Annotated in this window: 20 protein-coding genes; 13 read left to right on the plus strand and 7 right to left on the minus strand. The window is 64.5% G+C overall.

Translation table 11 applies throughout. The features are described 5' to 3' along the window. Positions 1 to 129 precede the first annotated feature (129 nt). Entirely contained in the window at positions 130 to 1,110 is a 981-nt protein-coding gene (locus B8115_RS23040) for a kinase (RefSeq protein ID WP_010630230.1), read from the minus strand. A 116-nt stretch (positions 1,111 to 1,226) separates the two neighbouring features. After that, the gene (locus B8115_RS23045; protein WP_010630231.1) at positions 1,227 to 1,895 is read right to left on the minus strand and encodes a VWA domain-containing protein; all 669 of its coding nucleotides are present in this window, start codon (positions 1,893 to 1,895) and stop codon (positions 1,227 to 1,229) included. 199 nt (positions 1,896 to 2,094) lie between these two features. Between B8115_RS23045 and B8115_RS23050 the strand changes: the two genes are divergently transcribed. Then, the gene (locus B8115_RS23050; RefSeq protein WP_026038343.1) at positions 2,095 to 3,027 is read left to right on the plus strand and encodes a tetratricopeptide repeat protein; all 933 of its coding nucleotides are present in this window, start codon (positions 2,095 to 2,097) and stop codon (positions 3,025 to 3,027) included. A gap of 61 nt (positions 3,028 to 3,088) precedes the next feature. Here B8115_RS23050 and B8115_RS23055 read toward each other — a convergent pair whose 3' ends face one another. Beyond that, a complete protein-coding gene (locus tag B8115_RS23055; protein ID WP_010630233.1) occupies positions 3,089 to 4,267 on the minus strand; it encodes a MalY/PatB family protein in 1,179 nt (392 codons plus the stop codon). 33 nt (positions 4,268 to 4,300) lie between these two features. On the opposite strand from B8115_RS23055, the gene B8115_RS23060 reads away from it, so the two are divergent. The 8 genes from B8115_RS23060 (at position 4,301) to B8115_RS23095 (ending at position 9,058) form a co-directional block, all read left to right on the plus strand. Beyond that, positions 4,301 to 4,735, plus strand: coding sequence for a hypothetical protein (locus B8115_RS23060; RefSeq protein WP_026038344.1), 435 nt, complete (start codon positions 4,301 to 4,303; stop codon positions 4,733 to 4,735). 20 nt (positions 4,736 to 4,755) lie between these two features. Further along, positions 4,756 to 5,571 carry a hypothetical protein gene (locus B8115_RS23065; protein WP_010630235.1) on the plus strand — a complete coding sequence of 272 codons (816 nt, stop codon included), beginning with the start codon at positions 4,756 to 4,758 and terminating at the stop codon, positions 5,569 to 5,571. Between the two features lie 79 nt (positions 5,572 to 5,650). Next, entirely contained in the window at positions 5,651 to 6,064 is a 414-nt protein-coding gene (locus B8115_RS23070; RefSeq protein WP_010630236.1) for a thioesterase family protein, read from the plus strand. Next, a complete protein-coding gene (gene ybaK / locus B8115_RS23075) occupies positions 6,061 to 6,531 on the plus strand; it encodes a Cys-tRNA(Pro) deacylase (protein ID WP_010630237.1) in 471 nt (156 codons plus the stop codon). The genes B8115_RS23070 and ybaK overlap by 4 nt, the downstream gene beginning before the upstream one ends. Positions 6,532 to 6,616: 85 nt before the next feature. Beyond that, positions 6,617 to 6,946: a hypothetical protein gene (locus B8115_RS23080; protein WP_010630238.1), complete on the plus strand. Its 330-nt coding sequence runs from the start codon at positions 6,617 to 6,619 to the stop codon at positions 6,944 to 6,946. Continuing rightward, positions 6,918 to 7,439 (plus strand): DUF501 domain-containing protein, encoded by a 522-nt coding sequence (locus tag B8115_RS23085; protein WP_026038345.1) that lies wholly within the window; start codon positions 6,918 to 6,920, stop codon positions 7,437 to 7,439. The genes B8115_RS23080 and B8115_RS23085 overlap by 29 nt, the downstream gene beginning before the upstream one ends. Before the next feature lie 79 nt (positions 7,440 to 7,518). After that, complete coding sequence (locus tag B8115_RS23090; protein WP_010630240.1) at positions 7,519 to 8,076, plus strand: TIGR00730 family Rossman fold protein; 558 nt, start codon at positions 7,519 to 7,521, stop codon at positions 8,074 to 8,076. 10 nt (positions 8,077 to 8,086) lie between these two features. Then, on the plus strand, positions 8,087 to 9,058 hold the full coding sequence (locus B8115_RS23095; RefSeq protein ID WP_010630241.1) for an NAD(P)H-quinone oxidoreductase: 972 nt from the start codon (positions 8,087 to 8,089) through the stop codon (positions 9,056 to 9,058). On the opposite strand, the gene B8115_RS23100 is transcribed toward B8115_RS23095, so the two are convergent. Next, a complete protein-coding gene (locus B8115_RS23100; RefSeq protein WP_010630242.1) occupies positions 9,042 to 9,563 on the minus strand; it encodes a hypothetical protein in 522 nt (173 codons plus the stop codon). The two genes, B8115_RS23095 and B8115_RS23100, sit on opposite strands and share 17 nt — an antisense overlap. Positions 9,564 to 9,617: 54 nt before the next feature. Then, positions 9,618 to 10,136: a tetratricopeptide repeat protein gene (locus tag B8115_RS23105; RefSeq protein ID WP_010630243.1), complete on the minus strand. Its 519-nt coding sequence runs from the start codon at positions 10,134 to 10,136 to the stop codon at positions 9,618 to 9,620. Between the two features lie 241 nt (positions 10,137 to 10,377). Here B8115_RS23105 and B8115_RS23110 point away from each other — a divergent pair, with 241 nt between their 5' ends. Next, complete coding sequence (locus B8115_RS23110; RefSeq protein ID WP_010630244.1) at positions 10,378 to 11,409, plus strand: NADP(H)-dependent aldo-keto reductase; 1,032 nt, start codon at positions 10,378 to 10,380, stop codon at positions 11,407 to 11,409. Positions 11,410 to 11,520: 111 nt separating this feature from the next. Next, entirely contained in the window at positions 11,521 to 12,300 is a 780-nt protein-coding gene (gene yaaA / locus B8115_RS23115; protein ID WP_010630245.1) for a peroxide stress protein YaaA, read from the plus strand. 20 nt (positions 12,301 to 12,320) lie between these two features. On the opposite strand, the gene B8115_RS23120 is transcribed toward yaaA, so the two are convergent. Beyond that, a complete protein-coding gene (locus tag B8115_RS23120; protein WP_010630246.1) occupies positions 12,321 to 12,896 on the minus strand; it encodes an isochorismatase family protein in 576 nt (191 codons plus the stop codon). Positions 12,897 to 12,993: 97 nt separating this feature from the next. Here B8115_RS23120 and B8115_RS23125 point away from each other — a divergent pair, with 97 nt between their 5' ends. Continuing rightward, on the plus strand, positions 12,994 to 13,806 hold the full coding sequence (locus tag B8115_RS23125; protein ID WP_010630247.1) for a Tim44 domain-containing protein: 813 nt from the start codon (positions 12,994 to 12,996) through the stop codon (positions 13,804 to 13,806). A gap of 373 nt (positions 13,807 to 14,179) precedes the next feature. Beyond that, on the plus strand, positions 14,180 to 15,889 hold the full coding sequence (locus B8115_RS24100) for a methyl-accepting chemotaxis protein (protein ID WP_035592090.1): 1,710 nt from the start codon (positions 14,180 to 14,182) through the stop codon (positions 15,887 to 15,889). Between the two features lie 6 nt (positions 15,890 to 15,895). Here the strand turns inward: B8115_RS24100 and B8115_RS23505 are convergent, their stop codons facing one another. After that, entirely contained in the window at positions 15,896 to 16,255 is a 360-nt protein-coding gene (locus tag B8115_RS23505) for a hypothetical protein (protein ID WP_141638693.1), read from the minus strand. Positions 16,256 to 16,310 lie beyond the last annotated feature (55 nt).

Consider the following 16,310-nt stretch of genomic DNA (forward strand, 5'->3'; position numbering starts at 1 on the left):
GGCGCCGCCACCCCGCCTGCGGCGTCCTGGCAGGGCATGGGCGGCGTTTTCTCCACATGGCTCAGTCCGGCCGTGGCCACGGCCAGAGTCGACCAGCACGATGTGCTCTCACTCGGGAAGGCGGGTAACTCAGCGGGCATGCAGTACCTGCGAACGTTGGGGTCGGCCGGGCGTTGCCAGGTGCACGACATGCTTGCCGGCTGCCAACGCCTCGCGATAGTCGCTCAGCGCCGCGTGCCACTGCGGCAGCGTGGCCCGCTGAATGGGGGCGTCGGCCCCCACCGTGAAGGTGGTCACGAACATGTCGCGGAGGGTGTCGGGCAGTGCCTGCCAGAGGTCGTACCAGACCCCTTGAGGCACATCGCGCTGTCCGCGGCCGTAGGCGAAGTTGCCGCGCCTCAGGTTACGCACCGGGTCGTCGCCGCCGACGATGTCGTAGGGATGGCGCCCCAGCATCAGGCACTTGAACAGCACGATGGCCAGCGAGAAGGCCTCGCTGCGCGGCGTGCGGATGGTATGGCGGAAGGAGACGCCCTGATGCTCCTTGGGCGTCATGTCGGGGCTGCCGACGGGACAGGGATAGAAGGTACCGTCGAGGCGCAGTTGGTAGCTGTCGCAGTCAATCAGCGTGACCTGGTCGGATGAGGGCACGCAGAACACGTTGTTGAGGTTGTAGTCGCCGATGCACACCCCGGCCTCGTGCATCTGCTGCACGATCTCGACGAAACGGATCAGGTAGCCGACGATCCGGCGCCGGTCGAGGCCGGGAAAATAGCGCTGATAGAGCAAGGCGTGGGCGAGAAAGCTCATCTTCACGCCGCGCGCCCGGTACATGGCGAAACCGATCCAGCGATGACGTTCGTCAAAGACGCGGATCAGCGGCCAGCACACGTCGCGGGTCATGTGGGCGTCGCGCAGGATGCGCATGGCCTCGACCTTGCGGTGCAGCTCCTCGCCGCGCCTGTCGAGCACCTCTGGGTAGTACCACTTGACGATCACGTCGGGACGCTCGCGCAGGGCGAAGATCTCGCCCTCGCCACCGCGCTCCAGGCGCTTGCCGAGGCGGCGCTCCTTGCCCTGCGAATCCCTCACCACCAAAGCGGGCGTCACCACTCGACCTCCTTCGCCACCATGCCTGCCATCATTATCGAACCTTGGCCGGGCGGGCGGTAGTCAAGTCAGTGCCTGTTGCCGTCATCTCGTCGCGCATGCGCCTCGATATCCGTTCAGATGCTGTCCCAGCTATCGGTGGGTGGCAGCTTGACCTGCTCGGTCGTGGAAGAGGAGGCCGAGACACGGCTCATGCTGGCCGACAGCCACAGGAAGAACTCGCGAAACTTCAGGCCGTCCAGGCGCTTGGCCGGGCGCGTGGAGAAGGCGCTGAGCGCCTCGAGGTCGGCCTCTTCGACTCCCACCGGCATCACCACCAGCTTGCGCTGCTGGGCCAGGGCCCGTGCTCTGGCCGAAACGGCCTGCCACTGATCGGTGGGCACGCCATCGCTTATCACCACCAGCCAGGGCTGGTAGTAGGCGACACCGGCCTTGCGGTAGGCCGCGGTACGCTCTTCGAGGCGATCGAGCGCCAGCTCCATGGCACCGCCCAGCGGCGTGAGGCCGGAGGCGGTGAACTGCCGACACTGGGAAATGTTCATGGCCGTGGTGAAAGGCAACTGTTCGGTGACCTTGCCACCGGCGGTGATGACGCCGAGCTCGACGGAGCAGGCCGCCATGTCGTCCTCCTGAATGGCCGAGATGAAGGCCTGGACGCCGGCGTTCAGTTCACGGATCGGCGGGCCGAACATCGACGCGGAGGTATCCAGCACCAGCATGCATGCACAGCGAGGTGATGGGTTGTCGATCAGGTCGCTATCGCCGTTCAGTCGGTACGTTGCCATCCCATGGATCCTCATGTCTGGGGTGCCCGGCCCCGATTCGACCGGACGAACACGAGACTATCACAGCCCCGCCAGGGATGCCGCGCCCACCGTTGCAGACTGACCAACGCGCAGCCAGCGTACGCCTCAGCCTCTTGAATCCCGACGCCTTTACCCGCATCTTTCGAACGAACTCACCTCTTTGCGCAAGGCCAACGCCATGTCCATCGTCGATCCTCGCAGCGGCGCCCCCCTGACGGCGCCCCAAGACACCTCAGCACCTTCGCCCCAGGCGGCGCCCAGCGATGAGCAGTTGATCATCGACGTCGACCGCAACAACATCCAGCAGCTGCTGGAGTTCTCCATGCAGGTGCCGGTGCTGCTCGACTGTTGGGCACCATGGTGCCAGCCCTGCAAGGTGCTGATGCCGATACTGGAGAAGCTGACTCGCGAATATCGCGGCACCTTCATCCTGGCCAAGCTCAATATCGAGGAGAATCAGGAAATCGCCGCCCAGCTCGGCGTGCGCTCGGTGCCGGACGTCAAGTTGATCAGCCAGGGCGGGCTGGTGGATCACTTTCAGGGCGCGCTGCCCGAGAAGGAGGTCCGCGAGTGGCTGGCGCGCTACTTTCCGGCACCGGAAGATGCGCCGGCCAGCCCTGAAGAGCAGGCCGCCGAGGCCTTGGCTCAGGGCGACGCCGCCACGGCCCGTGCCATCTATGAACAGCTGATGCAGCAGAACCCCGAGCATTACCCCTATCAGGTAGAGCTGGCCCGGGCGCTGGTGGTGGAAGGCCGCGGCGAAGAGGCACTCGCCCTGCTCGACAACCTCCCCCCCGAGGAGCGGGACGCCGCCCCGGCACGTGGCGTGCGCGCCAGCATCGAGTTCCGCGAGGGGGCGCCAAGCGACGAGGAGCTGGCCGCCCTGGCCGGACGCGACGACAGCGAGGCTCGCTTCAAGCGCGCCATGCGCCAGATTGCCGATGGCGATTATGAAAGCGGCCTCGAGGGGCTGCTCGAGGTGATGCGCAAGGACCGCGCCTACGACGACGACGCGGCACGCAAGACCCTGCTGAGGGTGTTCGACGCCCTTGGCGCCGAGCATCCGCTGACCGTCACCTACCGGCGCAAGCTGTTCACCCTGCTCTACTGATACCGCCCCTTCCTGCGCGGGCCAGCGCCAGGGACATCCCCTGGCGCTGCCACTCACCTCTTCAGCCCTTCAGCACGCCGTCGAGGCGGGCCAGCCCCACTTCGAGCTGAGATGCGGTGGTGCCGAAGTTGAGCCGCACGAACCCCGGCCAGCCGAAGTCGGCCCCATCCGAAAGCGCCACCTTCGCCTCTTGCAGCAACACCTGCTGCGGCGAGCCCTGGTGACCGCCTAGCCCTTGAGCATGGCGCAGGTCGAGCCAGGCCAGATAGGTCGCCTCCGGCACGCTCATGCCAACGCCAGGCCACTGGGCAACCCGCTCGATCAGCGTCTGGCGATGGCCGCGCAGCGTCTGCAACAGCGCCTGCCGCCAATCATTGCATTGCCCGTAGGCTACCTCGGCGGCCACCAGCCCGAGCACGTTGACGTCCGGCAGCAGGCCACGTGCCGCCGCCGCGAAGCGCTGGCGCAACTCGCCGTTCGGAATCACCGCACAGGCGGCGGTGAGGCCGGCGAGGTTGAAGGTCTTGGAGGGCGCCCACAGCGTGATGGTGCGTGCCGCAAGCTGGGGGAAAGCCGCCGCCAACGGCCGGTGCCGGGCGTCTTCATCCAGCAGCAGATCGCAGTGCAGCTCGTCGGAGACCACCAGCAGGTCGTGCCGCTCGACCAGCGCCGCCAGGCCGGCCAGCTCCGCGTGTCGCCAGACCCGCCCGGTGGGATTGTGCGGTTGGCACCACAGCAGCAGCCGGGTCTCGGGGGTGATGGCCGCCTCCAGCGCTGCCAGATCGAGCCGCCATGGCTCGCCGGGGCCGGCCGGCTCGGCCAGGGCCACCTGCTGAGGCACGCGCCCGGTGCGCTTGGCCACCTTGAGAAACGGCGGGTAGATGGGCGTGAGAGTCAGCACGCCCTCACCCGGCTCGGTCAGCGCCAGGCTGGCCAGATGCAGCGCAGGGACCACGCCGGGAAGCCACAGCTGCCACTCCGGCTCGATGGCCCAGCCGTACTCGCGTGAACTCCACTCGCAAAGCGTCTGTTTGAGACTGTCGGGCACCGTCCCGTAGCCGAACACGCCATGGTCGACCCTCGCCCGTAGCGCCTCGATCACCTGAGGCGGCGAGGGAAAATCCATGTCGGCCACCCACAGCGGCAGGATGCTGGCATCATAGCGATGCCATTTCTGCGACGGCCAATCGCCCCCCTCGGGGTGGCGTCGCTCGATGGGCGTGGCAAAATCGAACTCCATGTTCTTTCCTCGGAAGTAGATATGAGCGAAACCATGCCGCAAAGCGGCTTCTATGCCAAGGCACGCCGCGGTATGTCGGCAACGATCGCGCAGTGGCGACAACTGGGGCAGGGCGACCCGGACCGCCTCGCGCTGATCCTGGCCGAGACGGCACGGGTCGCTCGCCTGGGCGACCCGGAAGCCACTCCCGACGGCAAGGCTCTGGAGGCATGGAGCCAATCCGCAGCGGGCGACGACATCCCCCTGTGGGCAGCCCGCACCGCCACCTTCCTGCTGATACAGATGCCGGCGCGTCCGGTACCGAAGAGTGACGACGAGGCCTGCGCCTGGGCCTACTGCTGGCTGCGCAACCGCGACTTCGCCAGCGTGGACGACGCACGCGCCGCCCTGCCTGAGCACCTGCAGGAGAAACTGACCCATGCGGTGGGAGCCGCCTGGGCCGATCGCCAGGGCCTGCGCCTGGTATAGCCTCACCACAAGGAAGACCCATGGACGTTCCCTTGAGCTGGCAGCTGGCCAAGCTCGCGGTATCGATCGGCATCGTGCTAGGGCTCTCGCTGGTCGCCGAGCGTGTCAGCACGCGCATGGCCGGCCTGCTCTCCGGCTACCCCCTGGGCACGGCGATCGCGTTGTTCTTCATCGGTCTGGAGATCTCGCCGGGCTTTGCCGCCGAGAGTGCCGTTTACAGCCTGGCGGGCTTCACCGCCACCATGGCGCTGGGGGGCGGCTATCTCATTTGCGGCAGGCACGACGGCCTGAAGGGGGTGCTCGCCGGCACGGCGGGCGGCCTCGTGGCCTGGTGGCTGACGAGCCTCACGCTGACGCGCTTCGAACTCGACCGCTTGAGCGGGACGCTGGTGACCCTGGCGGCCATCTTCGTCTTTACCTGGCTCTATCGCCACGTACCGGAAGCCCGCACCAAGGCACGCTCCGGCGGCTCGCGCTGGCAGCCGCTAATACTGCGCGCCGGCCTTGCCACCGCCATCGTCTTCCTGGTCACCGGCCTGGCTCATGTGCTGCCAACGTCCTGGGCCGGTATGCTGGCGGCCTTTCCGATCTCGATGTACCCCCTGCTGGTGATCCTGCACCTCACCCACGGCGCCGCGCCGGCCGCCACGGTGATCAAGCACTATCCGGCCGGGCTCGGCGCGCTGCTCTGCTATGCCCTGTGCGTGTCGCTCACCTATGCCACCCTGGGTCTGCTGTGGGGCACTCTCGCGGGCTTCGCCGTGGCTACGCTGTGGCTGCTCGGGTGGATGCGACTCCAGGCCTGGTATGGCGCGAGACGGGCGACAGGCTCTTGACCTAGCGTTTGCTCGGGGCAATGCTGTCCACCTGCCAACGACACGCTACAAGACCACAAGACAGCAAAGGGACTCTCACATGTTCGTGCGTACCGTCGAACCCGCCTTCTACGACACCGATGCTCTCGGCCACGTCAACAACACCCGCCTGCCGGCCTGGTTCGAGCTGGCACGCAACGACCTGTTTCGCCTGTTCACGCCGGACCTGGATCCGCGCAAGTGGAAGCTGATCATGGCGCGCATGGAAGTCGACTACCGCGCCGAGCTGCACTACGGCAACGAGATCGAGATCCGCACCTACGTCTCGCGCCTCGGCAACAGCTCCTTCACCGTCACCCAGGAGGCGTGGCAGAAGGGCGAGCTGACCAATCTGGGCCATACCGTGATGGTGCACTTCGACCATGACACCAAGCGCGCAGTGCCCATCGAGGGCGAACTGCGCCAGGCACTCGAGGCCCATCTGCAGCCGCTCGAGGAGCCGACCGACGCATGACGCCCGCGGTCAAGGTGCTGGAGCGCGACGGCGCTCCCTTCGAACTGCTCGTCTACGAGCACGATCCCCGCGCCCCGGCTTACGGCGAAGAAGCCGCCAACGCCCTGGGGCTCGACCCGCAAAGCGTGTTCAAGACCCTCATCGCCCGTCTCGACGATGGGCGCCTGGCGGTGGGCATCGTGCCGGTGACCGGCCAGCTCGACCTCAAGGCGCTGGCCAAGGCGGCCGGTGCCCGGCGAGCGGGCATGGCCGAGGCGGCCGAGGCCGAGCGCGCCACCGGCTACGTGCTGGGTGGCATCAGCCCACTGGGGCAGAAGAAACGCCTGCCGACCTTTGTCGACGCCAGCGCCGAGGGCCTCGCGCGACTGCACGTCAGTGGCGGTCGCCGCGGCCTGGAGATCGCCCTGGCTCCTGCCGACCTGATCCGTCTGTGTCAGGCACGCCTGGCCCCGCTGGCCCGGATATGATTCCATCGTGAGCCGAAGTCGCTCTCCCGGAGTCAAATTTCCATGACCCGTCAGACGGGCCATTCATCGCCAGCAGGAGTCCTTTATGGCCATCCGCTACAACCTCTGGCTCGACCCTGACAACGTCGCCCAGCATCGTGCCGTGGAAGCCGACCTGGAGCGCTACTTCATGGAGCGTTTCGCCGACTACCCGCACATCCGCTTGTTCGGCGCCGACCCCTACGATTATGATGCGCCGTTCAATCGCCTCTACGACGTGCTGATGGCTCGGGCCAACGAGTACTGCGAACGCCAATGGCGCGGCTACGTGCCTACGCCCGAGCAGCTCAACCGGACCTTCTTTCGCGCCGTGGGCCGCTCCAACAAGTTCATCCGGGACCGCAACGATGGTGATCCAGACCGACCAGATGCCTGACGACCGCCAGCTCGCGATCATCGCCGAGCAACTGGGGCGCGCTCCGCGAGGCATCGAGGCCGTCGCCGCCGTGGACGGCGAAGGCACCCCGCTGGTGCTGCGCATGGCCCCCATCGTCGACGGCAAGCCGTTCCCCACCCTGTACTGGCTGAGCTGTGCGCGCCTCAAGGTCGAGATTTCCCGGATCGAAGCCAGCGGTGCCATCAAGCAGCTCGAGGCAAGACTGCAGGAAGAGCCCGATTTTCTCGCCACCTATCACGCCAGTCATCGCGACTACGTGGACAGGCGCTGGCGTTACATGAGTGATGTCCAGCGCGCCGAAGTCGAGCGGCTCGGCTATGCGGACGTCATGCGCGAACGCGGCATCGGCGGCATTGCCAACTGGGATCAAGTGCGCTGCCTGCACACCCAGTATGCTCACCACCTGTGCGGCAACAACGTCGTCGGCCAGTGGCTCGACGCCGAGTTCGGCGTGGCCGGCTGCCTGCCCTGATTCTTTTCCTTCGACGCTTCCACAGCCTCTCCCTGACGGGCGGCAGCTGCTACGATATGGGCTTGCCAAGGAGAAGCGCATGTCGAATTTCTGTGTCTACCTGGGCTCCCGCGATGGCCGGGACCCTGTCTTTCTGGAAGCCACCCGAGCCCTCGGCCACGAAATGGCTGCGCGCGGACACGGCCTCGTCTATGGCGGCGCCCGCATCGGCTTGATGGGAGCGCTGGCCAACGCCGTGCTGGAGAAGGGCGGCAACGTGATCGGTGTGATGCCCGACCACCTAGTGGAGCGCGAGCAGGCCCACGAGGGGCTGCCGACCCTGATCCGCGTGAACAACATGCACGAGCGCAAGGCCAGCATGGCCGCCCATGCCGACGCCTTCATCGCCCTGCCCGGAGGCATCGGCACCATGGAGGAGCTGTTCGAGGCCTGGACCTGGCAGTACCTGGGACTGCACGACAAGCCCATCGGCGTGCTCGACACTGCCGGTTTCTACAGCCCGCTGCTGGCGTTTCTCGACAGTACGGTGGAGCACGGTTTTCTCAACGGCCGCACCCGTGACAGCTTGATCGACGCCGCCGAGCCCGCCGCATTGCTGGATGCCCTGGAGGCTCGGCTCGCCGTATCCGTTACCTAGGAGAGCTGCCATGCACGCCATCGCCGTCGATCAGGAGCGCCTGGCCTGGCGCGAACAGCCCATCCCGCCAGGCCCCGCTGCCGGAGAGGTGCGCCTCGCGGTGGCCTGGGCCGGGGTCAATCGCGCCGACCTGATGCAGCGCGCCGGCCATTATCCACCGCCGCTCGGGGTCAGCGACGTGCTCGGCCTCGAGATCAGCGGCACGGTGAGCGAGGTCGGTCCCGGCGTCGATACGCTGCGTCCGGGAGAGCGGGTCTGCGCTCTGCTGGCGGGCGGCGGCTATGCCGAGGAGGTCGTGGTCGATGCACGGCAGGTACTGCCGATACCCGAGGGCCTGAACCTGTGCGAGGCGGCCGCGCTGCCCGAGGTGTTTGCCACTGCCTGGCTCAATCTGTTCATGGTGGGACAGCTGGCGGCCGGAGAGCGGGTCCTGCTGCACGCCGGTGCCAGCGGTGTCGGCACTGCCGCCATTCAGCTCTGCCGGGCCTTCGGCCACCCCTGCTTCGTCACGGCGGGCAGTGACGCCAAGCTTGCCGTCTGCCGAGAGTTGGGCGCCGATGCGGTTTTCAATCGCCATGAGGGCAGCTTCGCGGATGCCGTGAAGGCATGGGGCGGCGCCGACCTGATTCTCGACCCCGTGGGTGGCGCTTATCTGGCCGACAATCAGCGCGTGCTGAATGCCGACGGACGTCTGGTGCTGATCGGCCTGATGGGTGGGCGACACGCCGAGCTCGACCTGGGCCGCATGCTGATGAAACGCCAGCGGCTGATCGGCTCGACCCTGCGCGCCAAACCACCGGCGGCCAAGGGCGCCATCCTCGATGCGCTGAAAGCCCATGTCTGGCCGCGCCTTGCCAAGGGAGAGATTCGACCGCTGATCGATCGTACCTGGCCGATCGACGAAGTCGAAGCCGCTCACGCCCATGTGCAGCGGGACGCCAATATCGGCAAGGTGCTGCTTGCGGTCAGCGGCGAGAGATAGAGGTGTCGGCGCTATCGTCGTCTTCGCGGGTGCGCAGATAGGTAAGTTGCAGCAGGCGGGCATCGTCTCCGGCGCGATGGCGCCGTATCCCCAGCTCTTTCACCAGGGCTTCCCGGGTGCGGTGCCACGCACCGAGCTGGCGTTCGCTGAGCAGAATGCGCAGTGCCTCGAGGCGAAAGGCGGGCAGCATGCCGGCATGGTGAAACAGCAGCGATAGCCAGGTATTGTCATAGCCCCAGCTATCGCTGTAAGCCACGCCGATCTCACTCAGTTCATCATTGAGCCAGCGCGCCACCTGGGCGATGGGTAGACCTTCACGCTGCAGACGTGCACGGGAAATGCCGTGCAGCAATTCGGCCTTGGGGTCCCAATGCGTCCACTCGTCCAGCGGCTGCACGAGGAAGGCGCAGCAGCTACCGTCGGCCCGTGCCAGGCCAATCTCGATGGGGTAGCTACCGCGCCCGAATCCGGACGCCTCGATATCCAGCAGTGTCGGCAGCGTCACGAATGGACGTATCCTCGAAAGCAGAGCCGCGTACAGAAGCGGCGGTAAGTGGGGTTAGTGTCGGGCTTGAGTGTCGTCTCTGTCCAGCTCGCCACACTCCAGACCCGCATGCCGGTCGGCGAGCGCCTGCCAATGGGCGGCTTGAACTCTGTCCACCGGCAGCCCCAGCTCACCCAGGCGATAGGCTTGCGCCAGGCGCACGGCGGCAAGCGGATGCCCTGCCTCAGCGGCGCGGGCATACCAGGTCACGGCACTCGCCTCACGGCGAGGATACTGAGCACAGCCGTGTTCGAGGATCCGCCCAGCCTGGTATTGAGCCTTGAGGTTGCCGGCCTGCGCAGCCTCGAGCACGTAGCGAGCGCCACGCGCCTTGTCCTGAGGGCTGACCCCACGCTGGAAGAGCATATGCCCGTAGAGCGAAAGCGCACCGGGATGACCGGCATCGGCGCAGCGCTCGAAGAGGTGCATGGTCAAACGCTGGGTACGCGGAGAGCGTGGCAACCAGCGTGTGTGAAACAGCTGTTCGGCAAGACGGTATTCGAGTCGGGTGAACAGTGATGATGCCTGCGTCATCGTGCAAACAACCTTGGGTTCGTCTGAAACCAGCCTGATGACGTGGCACCACCCTGTGGTCGTCGTCATGGCCTGTCTGAACTCGCCGCGGGACTCCGCCGGGGCCGCTTGAGGGTGGCCAGCATACGCCCGCCCCGCCGGCGACTCAACCCCTAGATTTGCTGCCTTGGTAGTGCTCGGCTAGCATGGCTCTGGATAGGCAACGAGCTCGCCACCGATTCGACTTTCAACAGGAGCGATGATGCAGACGCGACCGCTTGGCGACACGGGTATCGAGGTCAGCCGCCTGTGCCTGGGCACCATGACGTTCGGAGAGCAGAACAGCGAATCCGAAGCCCACGATCAGCTCGACCGTGCCGTAGCCTTCGGCATCAACTTCATCGACGCGGCCGAAATGTATCCTGTACCGCCCCGAGCCGAGACACAGGGGCGCACCGAGGCCTATATCGGCAGCTGGCTCAAGCGCCGTGAAAGCCGCGACGACGTGATCATCGCAACCAAGGTGACCGGCCCGGGCCTCGAGCACATCCGCGGCGGCCCACGCCTGAACAGGGAGCACATCCATCAGGCCATCGATGCCAGCCTCGAGCGGCTGCGCACCGACTACGTCGATCTCTACCAGCTCCACTGGCCCGAGCGTTCGACCAACTACTTCGGACGCCTGGGCTACGAGCACGACGAAGAGGAAAGCGCCGTCACGTTGGAAGAGACCCTTGCTGTGCTCAAGGAGCTGGTGGATGCCGGCAAGGTTCGCGCCATCGGTCTCTCCAACGAGACGCCGTGGGGGGTGATGAAGGCGCTGCAGCTCGCAGAACGGCTCGGTCTGCCGCGGGTTGCCTCGATCCAGAACCCCTACAATCTGCTCAATCGCTCCTTCGAGGTCGGTCTAGCCGAGATCGCCCATCGCGAGAACGTGGGCCTGCTGGCTTATTCGCCGCTGGCCTTCGGCGTACTCTCCGGCAAGTATCTGGATGGCGCCCGCCCCGAGAACGCTCGCCTCACGCTCTTCGAGCGCTTCAAGCGCTATACCTCGCCGCTGGCCGAACAGGCCACCCGTGCCTACGTCGACATTGCCCGCGAGCACGACCTCGACCCGGCCCAGATGGCGCTGGCCTTCGTCAATTCGCGTAGCTTCCTGACCAGTAACATCATTGGCGCCACCACCATGGAGCAGCTCGAGACCAACCTCGCCAGCGAGTCGCTGAAGCTAGAGCAGAGCGTGCTGGATGCCATCGAAGAGGTGCACCGGCGCATCCCCAACCCCTGCCCCTGAGGGGTTCGCCCGGTATCGGCGAGGGCTATCGCATCGATAGCCCCGTCTTCGCGCGGCGGTTGATATAATCACGCTTCGTTCGATTCGTCCCATCTGGTACAGGAGTGCCCCATGCTGAGCGTGATCTCGCCGGCCAAGACGCTGGACTTCGAGACCCCGGCCACCACGGCCACCCACTCGCAGCCGGATTTTCTCGACCACAGCCAGCGCTTGATCGAGATCCTGCGCGACTACTCCCCACAGCAGCTCAGCGAACTGATGGGCATCAGCGACAAGTTGGCGGGCCTCAACGCCGCCCGCTTCGCCGAATGGCACCCGCGCTTCACGCCCGACAACGCCAAGCCGGCGGCCCAGGCCTTCCAGGGCGACGTCTACGTGGGTCTCGAGGCTGCCTCTTTCAGCGACGCCGACAACGAGTTCGCCCAGCGCCATCTGCGCATTCTTTCGGGCCTGTATGGGCTGCTGCGGCCGCTCGATCTGATCCAGCCCTACCGCCTGGAAATGGGCACGCGGCTGGCCAATCCGGCTGGCAAGGACCTCTACGCCTATTGGCAGGGCACGCTGACCGAGGCACTCGATCGGGCCATTGCCGAAAGCGGCTCCAAGGTACTGGTGAACCTCGCTTCGAACGAGTATTTCAAGGCCGTCGACACCAAGCGGCTCGACGCCCGGGTGATCACACCGGTATTCAAGGACGAGAAGAACGGCAGCTACAAGATCATCAGTTTCTATGCCAAAAAGGCACGCGGCCTGATGGCCGCCTGGATGATTCGCCAGCGCCTGGACGATCCCGAAGCCCTCAAGAAGTTCGACGTGGCGGGCTACGCCTTCAATCCCGCCATGTCCGAGGGCGATACGCTGGTCTTCACTCGACGCGAAGCCCAACACTGAGCCCGATCAGTCACCATGTATCAGTAGAAGCGCAGCGGGCGCGAGGCGCGGGGCTTGAGAAAACGCCGGTGGATTTGACGGAAGCGCTCGTCGTCACAGCGCTCGAGCCACTCGTAGGCCACCATATCGGCCGTCACCGGCGTGGCGCCCGCCCCCGTCATCCGCTCACGGGCAAGGCTGGCCTCCTCGGCGCGCCGGCTGACGGACGCCTCGCTCAGCCAGTACACCTCATAGCCCGCTTCCAGCAGCCCGAGGCCGGTCTGCATCACGCAGATGTGCGCCTCGCTGCCGCACAGCACGATCTGACGCCTGCCGCTTTTTTCCAGCGCGGTGGCAAAATCCGACTCGGCATGGGCATTGAAGTGCACCTTTTGCCATAGGCGATAGTCCGGTAGCGCTTCCAGCAGCCGCGGCTCGCTGCCGCCCAGCCCCTCTGGATACTGCTCGGTCAGCCAGACCGGCACCTCCAGCTCACAGGCGAGCACGCCAAGCCACTGTGCTTCGGCAACGGCCTGGTTGCCGCCATCGATGACCGGCAGCAGTCCCGCCTGCAGATCGACGATCAGCAGCAAGCTGTTTTCACTCTTCAAGCGCATGGCTTTACCCCATTTTTTCAGCACTTTCCCCAGCATAGCCGCTAGAATGGAGCATCCAAATTCTACTTTTCCCTCAATCCTGAAGAGGAACCAAGCGATGCGTCACTTCCTGGTCATGCTCATGGTCGCCGTAATGGGCTTCGGCCTGGCCGTCGAACATGCCGAAGCCCGCCGCATGGGCGGCGGCGGTAACGTCGGCAGCTTCTCCCGATCCGCTGATCGCCCGGCAGCCGCCCCCAACCAGGCCGCCCCGGCACGACAGGCTCAGCCCAGCCAGGCCGCCGGCTCTCGTATGCCCGGTATGCTGGGCGGCATGCTGGCAGGTGGTCTGCTGGCCGCGCTGTTCTTCGGTGGTGCCTTCGATGAGCTGCGCCTGATGGACATCCTGCTCATTGCCGGCCTCGGCTTCCTGCTGTTCCGGCTGCTGGCGCGTCGCCGTACCGCCGTGGCTGGCGGCCCTCAGCCAGCCGATAACCAGCCGCACGCTGCTCCCCAGGCCTTCCAGCCGGCACCGGGTGCTACCATGGGCGGCGCTTTCGACAGCCTTCCGGAGTGGTTCGATCGAGAGCGCTTCCTGTCCGGCGCCAAGGAGCACTTCATGACGCTGCAGCGCGCCTGGGACAACAATGACTTCAGCGGCATTCAGGAGTACGTCACTCCCGAGCTCTACAATCTTCTGCGCGAGGAGCGCAGCAAGCATCCGGCCAACAATCGCACAGAGACCGTGCGCCTGTTCGCCGAGCTCGGTGACGTACGTGAAATCGGCAAGCAGGCCGAGGCCACCGTTATCTTCCACGGTATCCTCGACGAGAACGGCGAGCAGACCGAGTTCAACGAGACCTGGCACCTGGTTCGCGAGATGCGTGACGGCGCCCCGTGGTACCTGCAGGGCATCGAACAGAACAGCTGAGCACAGCCCCGTTGCAAATGGCCGGCGCAATGCCGGCCTTATTGTTTGTCATCCCAAAGACAACATAGGCCGATGATTTTTACGCATTTACTTAGGCCTTTTCATTAATCCAGACTATCAATACTCATCCAGAGATGATCCAAGTCTATGTAACTGTTGCAAATACCGGAACACAAAGGGCCTGGCTGAACGAAGCTTCAGAAGAACGCCGTTTTATAATCCCCCCCATCGGCCGATAACGCGTCTAGGCGCGTGGCAAGACCACCACAAGATCCCTCACCACGAGCCTTCCTTGACGAGTGTCCCAATCCCGCTCTCAAGCCTTCCCACTCGTATGCCATGGCGCAAAGAAGCCATGGAGGAGGATCTATCAATGACCCGAATGCTCCGTAATCTGTCCGTCAAGACGGGCCTGACAGCTGCCCTGGCCCTTCTGGCTACTGCCATCCTATGTTTGGCAGCCTTGGGTATGTACACAGGCCATCTGGGGGAAAGGACGCTCCGCCAGTTGGACGAGGCAAGCGTACACCAGCTGAATAACGTGTCACTGACACGTGCAAACATTAGCGACATGCAGCTCTATCTGCTTCAGGCTGCCACGGCTTTGAGCGACGAAGAGCCCACACGACTCACGATGCTGCTTGAAGAGTACGATGCTGCCAAGCATATAGCGGAGCAGCGCTTCAGCGTCTATCTCGACTCGCCTAAGGATGATGACCAAAGCGTAGCTTTCGAAACCAGCCTTCAGGCAGCGCTTACCACTCTGCTGGCCAGCTTGGAGCAACAGAGAAGCGCGCTCGCCATGGGCGATAGCGTGGCTTTTCAGGCCCTGATCACCAGAGTCGAGGAGCAGAAGAATACCTTTCGGAGTGAAAGCAGGCGTTTCTCCGACTTCGCAGACGAGCATGTCGATGCGTTAATCGATAATTACGAATCTACGGTGGCGTTTCTCGACTTGATAGAAATCATCGCTTTATTGTCTTCAATATTGCTCATCGTCTTGGTGCGCATTGCAATGGTGCGGGTGATTGTGCTGCCTCTACAGGAAGCCGTAGAGCACTTCGAGCGAATTGCCAAGAGCGATCTTTCTCATCGCATAGCCGATCGCGGTCGTAACGAGATCGGCAAGCTGTTTTCCGCCATGCAGCACATGCAAACCGGCCTCGGCCAGACCGTGGCCACCGTGCGCTCGAGCAGCGGCTCGATTCACGTCGGCGCCAGGGAAATCTCGCTGGGCAACACCGACCTTTCCTCACGTACCGAAGAGCAAGCCGCCTCGCTGCAGGAAACGGCTGCCAGCATGGACCAGCTGACCGCAACGGTTAAGCAGAATGCCGACAACGCCAGACAGGCGAGCACCCTCGCCAATGATGCCTCGACCACCGCCGGTCGGGGCGGCGAGGTGGTCGATGAAGTAATCGACACCATGCACGGCATTACCGAAAGCTCGCGCAAGGTCGTCGAGATCATCAGCGTCATCGACTCCATTGCCTTCCAGACCAACATTCTGGCACTCAACGCTTCCGTCGAAGCGGCGCGAGCCGGTGAGCAAGGTCGGGGGTTTGCCGTCGTTGCCGGAGAGGTACGCAACCTCGCCAGCCGTAGCGCCGAAGCAGCCAAGGAAATAAAGGCACTGATCGAAGCGTCGTCCGAGCAGATTCACAAAGGCTCGACCCTGGTCGAGAACGCCGGCACGACCATGCGCGAGGTGGTTGCATCAGTGCGCCGTGTCACCGACATCATGGATGAGATTTCCGCAGCTTCCCAGGAACAGAGCAGCGGTATCGAGCAGGTCAACATGGCGGTTTCGCAAATGGATCAAGTCACACAGCAGAACGCCGCTCTGGTGCAGGAAGCCTCGGCTGCTGCCGCCTCGCTGGAGGAGCAAGCGGCTCAGCTCGAGGCCGCAGTGGCGACCTTCCGTCTAGCTGAAGACACCAGCGACACTCAACGCCGTCCTGCGATCGAAACCCGCCTATCACAGGCAAGCGGTCAGTCTGTCTCGCTTCGCCACAACGCTACTCCGGCACACCGACCCAGGCTCGCCAACAGCAGCACCGTAGCCGAATGGGAAGAGTTCTAAGCGGCTTCAAGCCGTTGTGCCTGAGGTGCCTATTCCCACTTGCCCGGCCTCGTGCCGGGCTCTTCTTTTCGGACTGAGATCCTTCCTGGTCTCTTCTTCGATGTCATCCCCCACCTTTTCCAATCTCTCCTTCAGGCCTTCCATCGAGCGATCGATATTACGCGCAGTACTATCGCCTGCTTCAGGGGCTTTGGGGGCGTCACAGCCACCAAGATTGCCTAAAACAAGCAACACGAGTAAAACCGGCAGTAGGATTTTTTTCACAGTCATCGTCCTTGGCCACGCCCCTAGAGTGGCGCTGCTTAAATCGACCGCCTTTCTCCGCTCACGTTCCCAGGCTCCACGAAAAGGAACGAAACTCTTCATCTTGCTCACATTGAAGCTGGCCTACAGTAGAGGGAAGCTCAGCCCTGTGCCCATG

This window comes from Halomonas sp. KM-1, assembly GCF_000246875.1.
GTDB classification, from domain to species: domain Bacteria; phylum Pseudomonadota; class Gammaproteobacteria; order Pseudomonadales; family Halomonadaceae; genus Halomonas; species Halomonas aerodenitrificans.